The following is a 17415-nucleotide window of genomic DNA, read 5'->3' as shown; positions in this document are numbered from 1 at the left end:
CGGTGAAATTTTCGGCTTTTTGTAATTATCGATTTAGATTTAATACGAAATTTGTAATGTGAAATTGAAATGATGAGATAGAGAAAAGAAACGTAACAAATGAAACTTTAATTAGCCCTCACCAATCGGACGTTTACGGACAGTTGATCTCCCACCTAACTTCTTGGCTCCAACTGAATTTTGAGGTGGGAATTTTACGGTCCGTTAACGCGGGATAAAAACTTTTTTAAATATAAGGCCTGACATTCGGCCGATTGTTGTCATAGTTATAAGACAAGTGTTACAATTATCATTAGGTATATACATTTTAGTTTTTTTAATTAGGAGAAAAATTGGCATAACATACATTTGATTTTTATAACGACTGATTGTAATAGAGAAAAAGAAAAAACAATCGGAAGTTTTATTTTAATAAAAAGAGGAGCGTATTTCCTATGATCGGTATCTTAAAAAAGGTGTTTGATGTAAATCAACGCCAAATTAAACGTATGCAGAAGACAGTTGAGCAAATTGATGCACTAGAGCCATCTATTAAGCCATTAACTGATGAACAATTAAAAGGGAAGACGCTTGAATTTAAAGAACGTCTAACAAAAGGTGAAACAGTAGATGATCTACTACCTGAAGCTTTTGCGGTTGTTCGTGAAGCTGCGACTCGTGTTCTTGGAATGCGTCCGTATGGCGTACAGTTAATGGGTGGTATTGCCTTACATGAAGGGAATATCTCTGAGATGAAAACGGGTGAAGGTAAAACGTTAACATCTACATTACCTGTATATTTAAATGCTTTAACAGGAAAAGGTGTTCACGTTGTTACAGTCAATGAATACTTAGCACAACGTGATGCGAGCGAAATGGGACAACTTCATGAGTTCCTAGGATTAACAGTAGGAATTAATTTAAACAGTATGTCACGCGAAGAGAAACAAGAGGCTTATGCTGCTGATATTACGTATAGCACAAATAATGAGCTTGGATTCGATTACTTACGTGATAACATGGTTTTATATAAAGAGCAGTGCGTTCAACGCCCACTGCACTTTGCTATTATCGATGAAGTCGATTCTATCTTAGTCGATGAAGCGCGTACGCCACTTATTATTTCTGGACAAGCTCAAAAATCAACAGAGCTGTACATGTTTGCAAATGCATTCGTTCGTACGTTAGAAAATGAAAAAGATTATTCATTTGATGTGAAGACGAAAAATGTAATGTTAACAGAAGATGGTATTACGAAAGCGGAGAAAGCTTTCCATATTGAAAACTTATTTGATTTAAAACATGTAGCGCTTCTTCACCATATTAATCAGGCACTTCGTGCGCACGTTGTTATGCATCGTGATACAGATTATGTTGTACAAGAAGGCGAAATCGTAATTGTAGACCAATTTACTGGTCGTCTTATGAAAGGTCGTCGTTATAGCGAAGGGTTACACCAAGCTATCGAGGCAAAAGAAGGCGTAGAAATTCAAAATGAAAGTATGACGCTTGCGACAATTACATTCCAGAACTACTTCCGTATGTACGAAAAGTTATCTGGTATGACTGGTACAGCGAAAACAGAGGAAGAGGAATTCCGTAACATTTATAATATGAACGTTATCGTAATTCCAACAAACAAACCGATTATTCGTGATGACCGTGCGGATTTAATCTTCAAATCAATGGAAGGTAAATTTAATGCTGTTGTTGAGGATATTGTAAATCGTCATAAACAAGGACAACCAGTTCTTGTCGGTACAGTGGCGATTGAAACGTCAGAACTTATTTCAAAAATGTTAACGCGTAAAGGTGTACGTCATAACATCTTAAATGCGAAAAACCATGCGCGTGAAGCGGATATCATTGCAGAAGCAGGTATAAAAGGCGCTGTAACGATTGCGACGAACATGGCAGGTCGTGGTACAGATATTAAGCTTGGAGACGATGTGAAAAACGTTGGTTTAGCCGTTATCGGTACAGAGCGTCACGAAAGTCGTCGTATTGATAACCAGTTACGTGGTCGTGCTGGTCGTCAAGGGGACCCAGGTGTTACGCAGTTCTACTTATCAATGGAAGATGAACTAATGCGCCGCTTCGGTTCTGATAATATGAAAGCGATGATGGATCGCCTTGGTATGGATGATTCTCAGCCAATCGAAAGTAAAATGGTTTCTCGTGCAGTAGAATCTGCGCAAAAACGTGTAGAAGGAAATAACTATGATGCACGTAAGCAGTTACTACAATACGATGATGTACTTCGTCAGCAACGTGAAGTTATTTACAAACAGCGTCAAGAGGTAATGGAGTCTGAGAACTTACGCGGTATCATTGAAGGTATGATGAAATCTACAGTAGAGCGTGCGGTTGCACTTCATACACAAGAGGAAATTGAAGAAGATTGGAACATTAAAGGTCTTGTTGACTACTTAAATACAAACCTTCTGCAAGAAGGAGATGTGAAAGAAGAAGAATTACGTCGCCTTGCTCCAGAGGAAATGAGCGAGCCAATTATCGCGAAGTTAATAGAGCGTTACAATGACAAAGAAAAGCTTATGCCAGAAGAGCAAATGCGTGAGTTCGAAAAAGTTGTTGTATTCCGTGTTGTAGATACGAAATGGACAGAGCATATCGATGCGATGGATCACCTTCGTGAAGGTATTCATTTACGTGCTTACGGTCAAATTGATCCACTTCGTGAGTATCAAATGGAAGGATTCGCAATGTTCGAATCAATGATTGCTTCTATTGAAGAGGAAATTTCTCGTTACATTATGAAAGCTGAAATTGAACAAAACTTAGAGCGTCAAGAAGTTGTTCAAGGTGAAGCTGTTCACCCATCTAGCGATGGCGAAGAGGCGAAGAAAAAACCAGTTGTAAAAGGTGACCAAGTGGGCCGCAACGATTTATGTAAATGTGGTAGCGGTAAAAAATATAAAAACTGCTGTGGCATTGGGAAGTAATATAGGGCGGTAGCCCAGGTTGCTTTGCAAACTTTTACATCAAAAATGTATAATTAAGAAGGATTAAACTCTCTCCGTCATAAGTGGAGAGAGTTTCCCTTGTTTTCATGCGAAAGTAACAGCAATTACATAGAGGTGAAGGAAATGGAATTAGTAGAAATTAGACAGGAATTAGAGAAAATGGCTAAGAGATTAGCGGCTTTTAGGGGGTCTCTTTGACCTCCCTACTAAGGAGAAACAAATTGCAGAATTAGAAGAGAAAATGATGGGCGCAGGATTTTGGGATGACCAACAAGGCGCACAAGCTGTAATTAACGAAGCAAATGCACTGAAAGATATGGTTGGAAAGTTCCGTCAGCTAGATGAGACGTTCGAAAACCTAGAAATTACGCATGAGCTTTTAAAAGAAGAGTATGATGAAGATTTACATGAGGAACTTGAATCAGAAGTAAAAGGCTTAATTCAAGAAATGAATGAGTATGAGCTGCAGTTACTACTTAGCGATCCTTATGATAAAAATAACGCCATTTTAGAATTACACCCAGGTGCTGGTGGAACAGAGTCACAAGACTGGGGCTCTATGTTACTACGTATGTACACACGTTGGGCTGAAAAACGTGGATTTAAAGTAGAAACGGTTGACTACTTACCAGGTGATGAAGCTGGTATTAAGAGTGTTACTTTATTAATTAAAGGTCATAACGCTTACGGTTACTTAAAGGCAGAGAAAGGTGTACATCGTCTTGTACGTATTTCTCCATTCGATTCTTCAGGCCGTCGTCATACATCGTTCGTATCTTGTGAAGTTGTACCTGAGTTCAATGATGAAGTTGAAATTGAAGTGCGTACAGAAGACCTGAAAATTGATACGTATCGTGCAAGTGGAGCGGGTGGACAGCACGTTAATACGACAGATTCAGCAGTTCGTATTACGCATACACCGACAAATACGGTTGTAACGTGTCAGTCAGAGCGTTCTCAAATTAAAAACCGTGAGCATGCGATGAAGATGTTAAAAGCGAAATTATATCAAAAGAAATTAGAAGAGCAACAAGCGGAGTTAGATGAAATTCGCGGAGAGCAAAAAGAAATCGGATGGGGTAGCCAAATCCGTTCTTACGTATTCCACCCATATTCTCTTGTGAAAGATCACCGTACAAATACAGAGGTCGGTAATGTGCAAGCAGTTATGGATGGAGAAATTGATCCGTTTATTGATGCTTACTTACGTTCTCGCATCTAATAAGCTAAGTGAAAAAAAGCCAACAAAATTGTTGGCGCACGCTGAGGATATAGAGGACATAAAGAGTGCTATTTTATTTATATGGATGAAGTACAGAGGAAGAGAAGTTGGAAACGACAACTTCTCTTTTTGATGGGATTATATGTAGCATACAATGTTGTATATTGTTTTGTAAAAAGTAGAAAATAGTAAAACAGATTGGCAATTGAGTAAGGCTTTCTACAGGTTTTTTCTAAATTCCCGTTCAAAAAGGATCCTTTATAGAAGTTTATAAGTTGTTCACAGAATTGAAACAACTTATAAAAGCTTTATATCATTAGGGTTCCCGCTGTATTTTTGAAGAATATGAAATATACCTTAGTTTTTCTATATAAAGATAATGCTTATAATGAAAATGAGTGTGTTAGGAATGAAAAGAATATCAACAATGGGGAGCGATAGAAGTGAAAAAGAAATTGTTGGCTATTGCGCTAGGAACATCAGTCGTTTTTGCTTTAGGAGCGTGTGGAAATAAAGAAGAGAGTAAACCTTCGAACCAGTCTGCAAGTACAGACAGTGCAGAACAAATTTTCCAAAGAAGTTGTGCTGGGTGTCACGCAACAGATTTATCAGGAGCAACTGGACCTGATTTAAGAAAAGTAGGCGGTAAGTACGACGCGGCAGATATCGAAGAAATTATTAAAAAAGGTCGCGGTTCAATGTCACCAGGACTTATTCAAGGTGAAGATGCGAAAAAAGTAGCTGAATGGTTAGCTGAACATAAATAAAAAGGGGTAAAATGGACGAGTTGATTTATATAATCAACTCGTTTCCCTTTTTTTGGAATGTAACATAACTGTAACAAAAATGTATCCAAACTGGAAACCGTTTGATGTTACAATGAGGTTTGTAGAATTTTGCTGAAATATATTACATAGAGTAGTATTGCTTAGAAAAAGAGTATAAGTAGACTACCTTCAACAAGAGTCGGTTAAAAGAGAATGAAGGTTTAGCTTTTATTTTCAAATGTACAGAAAAGTATTTCGAAAAAAATCATTAAGTATTGGGTGATAAATAATGATAAAAATGACGAATGTTTATAAGGAGTACCCGAATGGTATGAAAGCCATTGCTGGTCTCACAGTTAACATTAAACAAGGCGAGTTTGTATACGTAGTTGGACCGAGTGGAGCCGGAAAATCTACATTTATTAAAATGATGTATCGTGAAGAGAAGCCATCTACAGGATCAATTAATGTAAATGGTCTTACTATCGAGTCATTAGCAGAAAGAGACGTTCCATATTTCCGTCGTCAATTAGGCGTGATTTTCCAAGACTTTAAATTACTACCTAAATTAACGGTATATGAGAATGTTGCGTTTGCCTTAGAAGTAATTGAAGAAGAGCCAGATGCAATTCGTGAGCGTGTAACAGAAGTGTTAGGTCTTGTAGGTCTTGAAGATCGTGCAGACGCACTTCCAAGCGAACTTTCAGGCGGAGAGCAGCAACGTGTTGCGATTGCGAGAGCAATTGTTAATAGACCAAAGGTTGTAATTGCCGATGAGCCAACAGGTAACTTAGATATTGAAACAGCTCTTGATATTATGAAGATTTTCACACGCATTAATGAGCGTGGTACAACGATCGTTATGGCGACACATAACGCAGATATCGTAAATACAATCCGTCATCGTGTAATCGCGATTGAAGGCGGAAAAATTGTTCGAGATGAGATGGAGGGAGGATACGGATATGAAGGCTAAGACCCTTAGTCGACATTTGCGAGAAGGTGTAAAGAATCTATCACGTAACGGATGGATGACGTTTGCTTCTGTTAGTGCAGTAACAGTTACATTATTACTTGTAGGTGTCTTTTTAACAGCGATTATGAATATGAACCATTTTGCGACGAAAGTAGAGCAAGATGTAGAAATTCGTGTACACATTGATCCAGCAGCAAAAGAAGCTGATCAAAAGAAATTAGAAGATGATATGAGTAAGATTGCAAAAGTAGACTCTATTAAATATTCTTCTAAAGAAGAAGAGTTAAAACGTTTAATTAAAAGCTTAGGCGATAGCGGAAAGACATTTGAGTTATTTGAACAAGATAACCCACTTAAAAACGTATTCGTTGTAAAAGCAAAAGAACCAACAGATACAGCAACAATTGCGAAAAAGATTGAAAAAATGCAGTTTGTAAGTAATGTTCAGTACGGAAAAGGGCAAGTTGAACGATTATTTGATACTGTAAAAACTGGTCGTAACATCGGGATTGTGTTAATTGCTGGTCTTTTATTCACAGCGATGTTCTTAATCTCTAATACAATTAAAATTACAATTTATGCTCGTAGTACAGAAATCGAAATTATGAAACTTGTAGGTGCAACAAACTGGTTTATTCGTTGGCCGTTCTTATTAGAGGGATTATTCCTAGGAGTATTAGGATCAATTATTCCAATTGGCTTAATTCTAGTTACGTATAATTCGTTGCAAGGTGTGTTTAACGAAAAACTTGGCGGAACAATTTTCGAACTTCTACCATACAGCCCATTCGTATTCCAATTAGCTGGTTTACTAGTGTTAATCGGGGCTTTAATCGGTATGTGGGGAAGTGTAATGTCAATTCGTCGCTTCTTAAAAGTATAAAAAGTTGCAAACATAATTCGTACAAGCTTATCATATAGTAGAAATAGGTAAAGGCATCACACACTGTGTGATGCCTTTTGCTACACCACCTGTGTGTTTTGGAAAGGGGAATTCCGCATTGAAACGTAGAGTTGCAATTATTGGAATGGTTGTTGCATTTTTAATTGGTGCTGGCGGAATGTTTGCAGGTATGTCTTTATTTGGGGTTAACCCAGCAGAAGTAACGCAAACAATTTCGAATGGAAACGCTAGCACTGCGCAAGGGAATTTGGCAAAAATTAATGAGGCGTATGCACTAATTGATTCACGTTATGTGGAAGACGTGAAAGATGAAAAATTAGTCGAAGGTGCAATACAAGGCATGTTGTCTACGCTGAAGGACCCTTATTCCACGTATATGGATAAAGAAACGGCTAAACAGTTTAGTGAATCGCTTGATCCCGAGTTAGAAGGGATTGGGGCTGAGGTGAACAAAACGGATGGTAAGCTTATTATCGTATCTCCAATTAAAGGCTCACCGGCAGAAAAGATTGGAATTAAACCGAATGACCAAATTTTATCTGTAGATGGAAATAGTGTGAAAGATTTATCACGTGAGGAAGCGGTATTAAAGATTCGTGGTAAAAAAGGAACGACTGTTGCGATTGAAATTAAGCGTGCAGGAGTGGCTGATCCGATTGTATTTAAAATTAAGCGTGAAAAAATTCCAATCTTCACAGTGTTTAGCTCTGTGAAACAAGAGAGCGGAAAAGATATCGGTTATATGCAAATCACTTCTTTTGCTGAAAATACAGCGAAAGAATTTAAGGATCAGTTAAAAGAGTTAGAGAAGAAAAACATAAAAGGCTTAGTTATTGACGTACGTGGTAATCCTGGTGGCTACTTAAATAGTGTAGAAGAGATACTAGGAGAAATTATGACGGATAAAAAGCCGATGCTACAAGTAGAGCAACGAAATGGTGAGAAGAAGAAATTCTCTACGGAACTGAAAGAGAGAAAACCATATCCGATTTCAGTATTAATTGATAACGGAAGTGCTTCTGCTTCAGAGATTTTAGCGGGTGCGCTAAAAGAGGGAGAAGGATATGATTTAATTGGTGAAAAAACGTTTGGCAAAGGTACTGTTCAGCAAGCTGTTCCATTTAAAGATGGCAGCAACATCAAACTAACGATGTTCAAATGGTTAACACCGGATGGAAACTGGATTCATAAAAAAGGAATCAAGCCAACTGTAGAAGTGAAACAACCAGATTATTATCATGCGACACCAATTCAAATTGAAAAAACACTTTCATACAATGCAAATGATGTACAAGTAAAACATGCCCAAGAAATGCTTAAGAGTTTAGGATATGTACCAGGACGTGAAGATGGATACTTTAGTAAAGAGACAGAATCAGCACTGAAAGCATTCCAAAATGCGAATAAGATGGAGGCGACAGGACAGCTCGATAAAAAGACAGCTGAGGCGATTCAAACGAAAATTATTGAAAAAATCCGTTCTGGAGAAAATGATCTACAATTACAGTCAGCATTAAAATTAATGGCGAAGTAAAGTGAAACTTTAATCAGTGGGGGGCTTCATCCCCCACTGATTATTAGTTGAACCAATCGGACTTTTATGGACAGTTGACTCCCCACCTAAATTCTTTGTTTTCGCTGAATTTTGAGGTGGGAGGCTTACTGCCCATTAAAGTGGGATAAAAAGAAATACAGGCAGTTTGCTGCCTGTATTTTTTTGTGTTAAACAAACGTTTGTCCAGTTATGATAATATAAAAAGAAAGAATGATATAAATGGTGGTGAATGGGTTCGTGGAGGCATGGATTTTTGAAATAATGCGGGCAGTTGGACGTTTTTTCTTACACCCTGCTGTCTATGTATTTTTAATAAGTAGTATCTTCGTTGGATACTTACGTATGTTACGAGAACGAAAAGATTTTTCTTTTAAAGTTTATGATATTTGGTTTGAACTTCGAACATCTTTATTGGCGGGAGTTAAATACGGATTAATCGTATCTATCATTACGATTGGGCTCGGACTTGTTGTTTCTAAGGCGAGCTTATGGGCCATTTTACTTTGGACGTTACTATTTGGATTAACTGCTATGTATCGATATTTATCAGCAGCTTATACGTTTAGTATCGCGATTGTATGTGTTCTATTATCTTCTAAGCTACCAGTTTCTTTCTTACAGCTTGGAGAAGGTGAAGAGAATACAATCGTATCCCTTGCTATTTTGCTAGGCATCATGCTCATTGTAGAGGGCTTGCTGATTTCTAAAAATGCAGTAGGATATTCGACGCCGAAGATTAGGAAGGGGAAGCGTGGACTAAAGATTGGTTTACACGAATCAAAGCGTTTATGGATCGTTCCTATTTTTATTCTTGTACCAGGTGAAGCAGTAACGCAGTTTATTTCATGGTGGCCTGTCGTTTCAATCGGTTCACATACATATTCTCTATTCCTCGTTCCATTTTTAATTGGATTTATGAGAAGGATTAGAAGTTATGAGCCGACGGAAGCTTTATTATTTACAGGAAGACGTGTGTACGGATTAGCAGGACTTGTGCTTGTTTTAGGAATCGCAAGTTATTGGTGGCACGTACTTGCCATTATTGCAATGGGCGTTGCAATGCTTGGACGTTTTACAATTTCCATGCAAGAGAAAATTGCGGATGAAACAAGACCAGCATACTTCGCTGCACGTAATGATGGACTCGTTGTACTAGATACAATTCCAAATACAATTGGAGCAGAGCTGAATTTACTGCCTGGAGAAATGATTACGAAAGTAAATGGAGTCATTCCAAGAAGTGCTGAGGAATTTTATGATGCGCTTCAAACGAAGACGACAGGAGCATTTTGTAAGTTAGAAGTATTAGATACAAACGGAGAGTTACGTCTTGCTCAAACGGCATTATACGCTGGTGGACATCACGAATTGGGTATTGTGTTTGTTCAGCAGGAGCATGAATGGGATTCGGAAGCGATGTAATAGAAGAAAAGGTATCACCTTGTGGTGATGCCTTTTTTTGTGTAAGATGGGCGGTAGTTATAGTACATGAAATTTATATCGGCGATTATCGGAATATATCAGCGCAACTTGAGATATATCGGCGATTATTGAAATATATCAGCGCAACTGAAATTATATCAGCGATTATCCAAATATATCGACTTTCCGGCAAAAAACGACAACTATCGCAAACCTTATTTTAGTTTCATAGTCGAATCACTTGAATAATTATTTGATAATGGTTATCATTTAGGGAGTCTTTTTGATTTTGGAAAATGGAGGGAAGATATGCTACGTAAATTTTTTTCTTATTATAAACCGTATAAAGGTTTATTTATACTCGACTTTTCTTGTGCGGTCGTCGCAGGATTACTAGAACTTGGCTTCCCGCTTATCGTAAATCAATTTATTGATAAGTTATTGCCAGGGCAAAACTGGACGCTTATTTTATGGGCTTGTTTCGGTTTACTTGCAGTGTATATGTTAAATGCAGGCTTACAATATGTCGTTACATACTGGGGACATATGCTTGGAGTTAACATTGAAACAGATATGAGGCAAAAATTATTTGATCATATTCAAAAGCTATCATTCAGATTTTTTGACAATAATAAAACAGGTCATTTAATTTCACGTCTTACGAACGATTTAATGGAAATTGGGGAAATTGCTCACCATGGGCCAGAAGATTTATTTATCGCTGTAATGACTTTAGTTGGGGCATTCTCATTTATGATGATGATCAACTGGAAGTTAGCGCTATTAACGTTCTTCGTCATTCCATTCCTATTATGGTTAGCACTTTACTTCAACAAAAAAATGACAGGTACGTTTAGACGTTTATTCTCAGACGTTGCTGATTTCAATGCATGTATTGAGAATAACGTTGGTGGTATTCGCGTTGTACAAGCATTCGGAAATGAAAAGTTTGAGAAAGAGCAATTTGCTGTGAACAACGCTCGTTTCCGTACAACGAAATTAATGGCGTATAAAATTATGGCGTTAAATTCATCGATTAGTTATATGCTCATGCGTCTCGTAACGCTCTTCGTCTTAATATGCGGTACATGGTTTGTTCTGCAAGGTGAATTAACGTACGGTGGATTTATCGGATTCGTTCTATTAACGAATATTTTCTTCCGCCCAATTGAAAAAATTAATGCGGTAATCGAAAGTTATCCGAAAGGGATCGCCGGTTTTAAAAGGTATGTAGAGCTTCTTGAAACAGAGCCAGATATTGTAGACTCTAAAGATGCGATGGAAGTGAAACATGTACACGGTGATATTCAATATAACAACATTACATTCGGATATGAAAACAAAGAACCGATTTTAAATGATATTAGTTTGAAAATACATGCAGGTGAAACAGTTGCGTTCGTTGGACCATCTGGAGCTGGGAAAACGACGTTATGTAGCTTATTACCACGTTTTTATGAGCAATCATCTGGATCCATTCAAATTGATGGTATTGATACGAAAGACATGACGTTATCTTCACTTCGTAAGCAAATTGGAATTGTGCAGCAAGACGTGTTCCTATTCTCTGGAACGATTCGTGAAAATATTGCTTATGGAAATTTAAAGGCGTCAGAAGCTGAAATTTGGCAGGCAGTAAAACGTGCGCAATTAGAAGACTTAATTTACTCACAACCAGACGGTTTAGATACCGTTATTGGTGAGCGCGGTGTGAAACTTTCAGGTGGACAGAAACAACGTCTAGCAATTGCTCGTATGTTCTTGAAAAACCCGCCAATTTTAATATTAGATGAAGCGACTTCCGCATTAGACACAGAGACGGAACTTGCGATTCAAAAATCACTTGCTGAACTATCTGTCGGTCGTACAACGTTAGTTATCGCTCACAGACTTGCAACGATTAAAAATGCAGATCGCATCGTCGTTGTAAATAAAGATGGGATTGCAGAACAAGGTTCACATGATGAATTAATTGAGCAAGGCGGGGGATACAGTAGGTTATACGAAGCGCAGTTTAGTTCGTAAATATAATTTGTACGGAATTAGTGCACTATAAGTACGTAAAAATCTCATATGGGAGGTAATAAAGTATGATTGTAACAACAACGTCTACAATTCAAGGAAAAGAAATTATTGAGTATATCGATATCGTCAATGGAGAAGCGATTATGGGCGCGAATATCGTTCGTGACCTTTTTGCCTCTGTTCGTGACGTTGTCGGCGGTCGTGCTGGCGCTTATGAAAGTAAATTAAAAGAAGCGCGCGACATCGCAATGGAAGAAATGAAAACTTTCGCAAGACAAAAAAATGCGAATGCAATTGTTGGTATCGACGTGGATTATGAAGTAGTTCGCGAAGGGATGTTAATGGTTGCGGTGAGCGGGACTGCTGTTCGTATATAAAGTAAAAAGCCGTGCTGGTGCACGGCTTTTTGTATGCTATGTCGAAGTTTCAATATTTCTTGGGAAATGCGGAATGTCCCGTCGATATATAGGGAAGACATTAGAGTGCTTCTTTACATTTCCGGATTTCAATTAATAATGTTTCGTATTCTTGTTCGAGAGATTTAATGTCATCGTGATGATTTGGTATGGAAATTCGGCCGATGATTTCTGTTAATTTTGTTTGTAATCGTAACAATTCTTGTTCAGTAACGTTTACAGAATCCTCGGTTGTTCTCTTGGTGTATTGCTCGTAATTACCGTGGAATACTCTAGGTTCACTCTCGTCTACTTGTAGAATATGGTCTGCCACAGAGCGAATAAAGGCACGGTCATGGCTAATAAAAAGTATAGTGCCAGGATATTCTTGTAACATGCTTTCTAATTCTTCTTGTGTTGCTAAGTCTAAATAGTTTGTCGGTTCATCAAGCAGAAGCATATTATAGTTTCCTAAAAATACTTTTGCGAGTGCAACCTTCATTCGCTCGCCCCCGCTTAGAACGTGCACAGGTTTATGAACATCTTCACGGCGGAATAGAAGCCGTGCAAGTATTGTGCGAACGAACGACTCTGTATAGTTTGTTTCTTCTAGCACATTTTCTAAAATGGTTTTATCCGTTTTTAAAATGGATAGTGTTTGTTCAAAGTACCCAATCTTACAACTTTTCGAAAGCTGAATGCCACGCTCGTTTGCAAGAAGCATGTTGAACAGGGTCGTTTTTCCACTTCCGTTTGCCCCTAAAATAGCAAGCTTTGCACCAGGGACAATCGTTCCGTTCATATTTTTGAATAGTGTGCGGTCATCTATTTTCTTTGTTGCTTTATTAAACTGTAATGCCACTTTACTATGAATGGGTGTATGGTATTGCACGTCAAACTGAGCTTGAGAAAGATCCTTTGGCTTTTCCTTCTTTTCTAGTTTTTCAAGACGTGTTTCTAATGCTTTCGCTGCTTTACTAACCTGTTCTTGGCCATGAGCCCCACTTAATTTATACAGTTTAGATTCAGATGAACTGAACCGTGTTGGGATTTTTGTCATGCTAGAAGCACGTTGCTTTTTTTGTAAAATGGACTGCTCTAAACGATTTTTTTCTTGTACATATTGCTCATATTCTGCTTGTTTTTGTATTCGCTCACGTTCTTTTTGCTTGCGATAGTTTGAATAATTACCTTTATACTCTTGAATAGTGCCGTCTTCGATTTCGATGATTTTTGTACATATTGCATCTAAAAAGTCACGATCATGTGATATTAAAACAAGTGCCCCTTTATAAGATAAAAGTGCCTTTTCTAATTGTTCTGTACCGGCCATATCTAAGTGGCTTGTTGGTTCATCAGCGAATAAAATGCCTGCATTCTGTTCAAGAGCGTGGGCAATCTTTAGACGCATTCGTTCACCGCCGCTCATTGAATCTGTAACGTTTGAAATGCACCATTTTCCTTTTGCGAGAGAAGAAGCGGTTTCTGGTAGTTCTTCGCTAAGCTGAGGAATGATGCTGATAGAACTATGATGAGTTACTATGCCTTTGTCAGCTTCTATTTCTTTACTTAATATTTGTAATAACGTAGATTTACCAGCACCGTTGACTCCGACAATTCCTATGCGATCCTGTGATTGAATTTCCAGTGATGGTAACGTAAATAGTGTACGATCACCAAAGCTTTTTTCAATATTACGTGCGAATAAAATAGTCATAAAAAAACCTCCCTAGTTTCACTAGAGAGGATAAATGTCGTCCTTGCATGTAAAAATCGTACATAAATAAACGATTTTTCACATGATCGTTTCGAAAGAAAGTATCGACAAATGGACAGACTAATCCTCTGCTAGTTTTCATCATTTTTGTTCACTATTTGTGATGGATGAAATAAATAAGAGAATTAGAACTTCATTGGTCAAAGTACCTTCCTTTCATAATATTACTTTTATTGTATGCGCATACAAACGAGTTTGTCAAACTTATTTCAGCTTGTGATTTTTGAATTCGTTATTATAAATTTGTGCTTTCGCTAGCGCCTCAGCATCATTTTGAATTTCATTTAATCCATTCGCATCCCCAATAATATAACCTTCAAATGATGAACCAACAAAATCAAAGATGTATTGGAACTGGGAGATAAGCGGTAATGCTTTTAGTTTCGGATTATCGCCGCCAACGATAACAACGTACATTTTTTTGCCTTTCATTTTTTCTTTGAAATGAAGGGATGTATCACGCAAGCTTTGTGACCAGCGATCGATGAAGTTTTTCATATGACCACTCATCCCGTACCAATATAATGGTGTAGCAAAGATAATTGTGTCGTGCTCTAACATGCGCTTCGTTAACTGCTCGTAGTCATCATCTACAGGTTGGAATCCTCCTGCATCATGACGCTGATCTGTAATAGGATAGACTGTGTGATCACGTAAATAAATTTGTTCTGTTTCAATTCCATCAATCATCATATGTGTTAAAGCTTCCGTATTTCCATTTTGTCTTGAACTGCCGTGTATAACAAACATGTAATCATTCCTTTTCTTTTGCTTTTTTTAGGAGTGAAACGTGTTTTTGCAAATTCGTTTGAATATTGGAAAGCAATGAAATTTGCTTTGTTACTTCATTAAGTTTATCTTCATAAAGCGTAAGGATGCTGCTGCACGGATTGTCGTATAAGTGCGGTTCAATTTCAAGGCAGCGCAGCATCCTTGCCGTCTCTTCTAAATTTAAGCCAATTTGTAAGTACATTTGAATAAGCTCCACTTTTTCGATGGCACTTTCGTCAAAATCACGATAGCCATTTGCGAGGCGCTTCGAAGGGAGTAATCCCTTTTCTTCGTAATGTCTTAGTGACCTTTCGCTAACGCCAGTTTCTTTTGATAACTCCCCAATTCGCAATGCGTTTCACTCCTTTTACATGTATTGTAAACCTTCACACTAATGTGAAGGTCAACTCTGTTTTTTCGCAAAGTAATCTACATGATTTAAAAACACTTGAATAGCTTTAGACGGAATAAAATATTTGCCGCGCACGATGGAGAATGGACGGATGAGTTGTTCATTTGGAATTTCGACGTGGAATAGTTCTTTTGCCAGTAGCTCTTTCCGTACAGTCCAATCAGAAAGTATAGCGATGCCAAGCCCGGCAGCGACAGCTTCCTTTACGCTTTGGATACTACTAAAGGTAAAGAATCGTTTCATTTTTAAATGGTGTTGATGAATAAAGCGATCGCTATAAGCACGTGTTCCGGAACCACTTTCTCTTAATACCCACACTTGATCTTGGAGTGTCCTTTCATTTATTTCATTTGTGCGGAGCAGTGGATGATTTGGCGGGACGACGAGTTTCATTTCATCTTGCATAAATGTTTCAACGTCAACGTCAGCGTATACGACTTGCCCTTCCACTAAGCCGATATCAATTTGATTAGATCGGAGACTTTGCAAGACGTCTTCTGTATTTGAGATAAAAGTATGGACTTCGACGTGCGGATTTTCATTCGCATAGTTAGCGAGTATTTTTGGAAGTAAGTATTCGCCAATTGTAAAACTAGCACCGATGCGAAGCGTTCCTGTTACAACGTTATGTAGTTCGTTAATTTCTTGTTTGGCATCTTCGTAAAGAGAGAGCATTTGCTTTGCGTGTATATATAATATGTTTCCGGCCTCGGTCACTTGAACGTGCTTCGGGGATCGCTGAATAAGTGTAGTTCCAAATTCGCTTTCTAAGTTGCGAATGTGCATACTTACGCCAGGCTGTGAAAGGTTTAATAATTCCGCTGCACGAGAGAAGTGTTTCTGTTCAACAACCGTAACAAAAATTTTTAAAATGTCTACGTTCATATCATCTGCTCCTTTCTTTTTCTATCATCTTATCATAAGTATTTCTGATGATAGAGATTTGGTATTGGTATTAAACTTATTATAGAAACTCTCTTATAATGTAAGTAGAAAGAACATGCATGTTCCAATACGATTATTGGAGTGGTTCAAAGTGGAACAAACACTTGTTATACAAAAGAAGAAGCGTTTTGGATTTTCGCAAGGGATTGGGATTACATTATTAATCGCAATTGTGGCGAAATATTTAGCGGAGCTTCCATTTTTAAATATTATGGGACAATTAGTAATTGCTATTCTAATTGGGATGGTTTGGCGTGCGGCAATTGGAGTTCCTCATGATGCGATTGCAGGGACGAATTTTGCGAGTAAGAAGTTGCTGCGCTTCGGGATCATCTTACTTGGAATGCGATTAAATCTTGTTGATATTGCGAAGGCGGGACCGAAAGTATTGGTTATCGCTGCGGTTGTTATTACATTTACGATTTTCGTTGTATATGGACTAACGAAAGTATTTAAGGTAGAAAAGAAACTTGGGATTTTAACAGCATGCGGGACAGCAATTTGCGGCGCGGCAGCGGTCGTGGCAATTGCGCCGCAAGTGAAAGCAAAAGATGATGAAACGGCAGTTGGGGCTGCAATCATTGCAATTTTAGGTACGATATTTACGCTTATTTATACGTTGTTATATCCAGTGCTTGGCCTATCTCCGTATGGTTATGGTGTATTCTCAGGGGCGACGCTGCATGAAATTGCTCATGTCATCGCAGCTGCGGCGCCAGGAGGAAGCGTGGCTGTAGACATCGCAGTTATCGTGAAGTTAACGCGCGTTGCAATGCTTGTACCAGTAGCGATTTTAATTGGATTATGGTTTGGTAAGAGTGAAGGAAGCTGGGAAAAAAGATCATGGCGCGACCTTCCAATTCCATGGTTCATCTTCGGATTTTTAGCAATGAGTGCAGTGCATTCGCTCGGGATTATTCCAGAAGTTGTTGCGGGATATATTGTAGTCATCGCTTATATGCTTATCGCAATGGCGATGGCGGGGCTTGGTTTAAATGTAGAGTTTAAAACGTTCCGTAAGTTAGGAAGCAAAGCATTCGTGGCAGGGCTAATTGGCTCGGTTTGCTTATCGGTGCTTGGATATGTTCTTGTATATGCGTTAGGATTTATGTAGTAAAGGAGAGAGCTGTTCCCGAAGGTATATTTGGGGGCAGCTTTTTCTTATGTTTACCTTGCTACGAATGTCGGTATTTGTCGGTAAGTCGATATATTCGAAAAATCGCTGATATAAATGGAGTTGCGCTGATATATTTGGGAAATCGCCGATATAATTTCAGTTGC

Annotated in this window: 14 protein-coding genes; 10 read left to right on the top strand and 4 right to left on the bottom strand. The window is 38.2% G+C overall.

The window, feature by feature from the left end:
* Nucleotides 1–434: 434 nt before the first annotated feature.
* From secA to MKY00_RS26005, 9 genes are all read left to right on the top strand, one after another.
* On the top strand, nucleotides 435–2942 hold the full coding sequence (gene secA / locus MKY00_RS26045; protein WP_048553050.1) for a preprotein translocase subunit SecA: 2508 nt from the start codon (nucleotides 435–437) through the stop codon (nucleotides 2940–2942).
* A gap of 144 nt (nucleotides 2943–3086) precedes the next feature.
* A protein-coding gene (prfB, locus tag MKY00_RS26040; protein WP_096001716.1) for a peptide chain release factor 2 occupies nucleotides 3087–4185 on the top strand; the annotation gives its coding sequence in 2 pieces (ribosomal slippage) (nucleotides 3087–3158 and nucleotides 3160–4185; 1098 coding nt in all).
* A 443-nt stretch (nucleotides 4186–4628) separates the two neighbouring features.
* Nucleotides 4629–4952 (top strand): cytochrome c551, encoded by a 324-nt coding sequence (cccB, locus tag MKY00_RS26035; protein WP_000727968.1) that lies wholly within the window; start codon nucleotides 4629–4631, stop codon nucleotides 4950–4952.
* A 289-nt stretch (nucleotides 4953–5241) separates the two neighbouring features.
* Nucleotides 5242–5928 (top strand): cell division ATP-binding protein FtsE, encoded by a 687-nt coding sequence (ftsE, locus tag MKY00_RS26030; protein ID WP_000594318.1) that lies wholly within the window; start codon nucleotides 5242–5244, stop codon nucleotides 5926–5928.
* Nucleotides 5918–6811, top strand: a complete 894-nt coding sequence (ftsX, locus tag MKY00_RS26025) for a permease-like cell division protein FtsX (RefSeq protein ID WP_000645019.1) — start codon at nucleotides 5918–5920, stop codon at nucleotides 6809–6811. The genes ftsE and ftsX overlap by 11 nt, the downstream gene beginning before the upstream one ends.
* 118 nt (nucleotides 6812–6929) lie before the next feature.
* Nucleotides 6930–8366: a S41 family peptidase gene (locus MKY00_RS26020; protein ID WP_000830290.1), complete on the top strand. Its 1437-nt coding sequence runs from the start codon at nucleotides 6930–6932 to the stop codon at nucleotides 8364–8366.
* A 240-nt stretch (nucleotides 8367–8606) separates the two neighbouring features.
* Nucleotides 8607–9809 (top strand): PDZ domain-containing protein, encoded by a 1203-nt coding sequence (locus MKY00_RS26015; protein WP_033678208.1) that lies wholly within the window; start codon nucleotides 8607–8609, stop codon nucleotides 9807–9809.
* A 309-nt stretch (nucleotides 9810–10118) separates the two neighbouring features.
* The gene (locus MKY00_RS26010; protein ID WP_000944619.1) at nucleotides 10119–11834 is read left to right on the top strand and encodes an ABC transporter ATP-binding protein; all 1716 of its coding nucleotides are present in this window, start codon (nucleotides 10119–10121) and stop codon (nucleotides 11832–11834) included.
* Between the two features lie 65 nt (nucleotides 11835–11899).
* The gene (locus MKY00_RS26005) at nucleotides 11900–12211 is read left to right on the top strand and encodes a heavy metal-binding domain-containing protein (protein ID WP_000637523.1); all 312 of its coding nucleotides are present in this window, start codon (nucleotides 11900–11902) and stop codon (nucleotides 12209–12211) included.
* Between the two features lie 100 nt (nucleotides 12212–12311).
* Here the strand turns inward: MKY00_RS26005 and abc-f are convergent, their stop codons facing one another.
* The 4 genes from abc-f to MKY00_RS25985 form a co-directional block, all read right to left on the bottom strand.
* Nucleotides 12312–13946: a ribosomal protection-like ABC-F family protein gene (abc-f, locus tag MKY00_RS26000; RefSeq protein WP_016718916.1), complete on the bottom strand. Its 1635-nt coding sequence runs from the start codon at nucleotides 13944–13946 to the stop codon at nucleotides 12312–12314.
* 264 nt (nucleotides 13947–14210) lie between these two features.
* Nucleotides 14211–14756: a flavodoxin family protein gene (locus tag MKY00_RS25995; protein WP_000497604.1), complete on the bottom strand. Its 546-nt coding sequence runs from the start codon at nucleotides 14754–14756 to the stop codon at nucleotides 14211–14213.
* 4 nt (nucleotides 14757–14760) lie between these two features.
* Nucleotides 14761–15129 (bottom strand): MerR family transcriptional regulator, encoded by a 369-nt coding sequence (locus MKY00_RS25990; protein ID WP_001219200.1) that lies wholly within the window; start codon nucleotides 15127–15129, stop codon nucleotides 14761–14763.
* Between the two features lie 51 nt (nucleotides 15130–15180).
* Entirely contained in the window at nucleotides 15181–16074 is an 894-nt protein-coding gene (locus tag MKY00_RS25985; RefSeq protein ID WP_016718915.1) for a LysR family transcriptional regulator, read from the bottom strand.
* Between the two features lie 151 nt (nucleotides 16075–16225).
* On the opposite strand from MKY00_RS25985, the gene MKY00_RS25980 reads away from it, so the two are divergent.
* Complete coding sequence (locus MKY00_RS25980) at nucleotides 16226–17248, top strand: YeiH family protein (RefSeq protein WP_016718914.1); 1023 nt, start codon at nucleotides 16226–16228, stop codon at nucleotides 17246–17248.
* The last annotated feature ends 167 nt before the right edge of the window (nucleotides 17249–17415 follow it).

Source organism: Bacillus sp. FSL R9-9834 (assembly GCF_038006905.1).
GTDB lineage: Bacteria > Bacillota > Bacilli > Bacillales > Bacillaceae_G > Bacillus_A > Bacillus_A pacificus.
The sequence above is the reverse complement of the archived record's forward strand: the minus strand, read 5'-3'. Positions and strand labels throughout refer to the sequence as shown.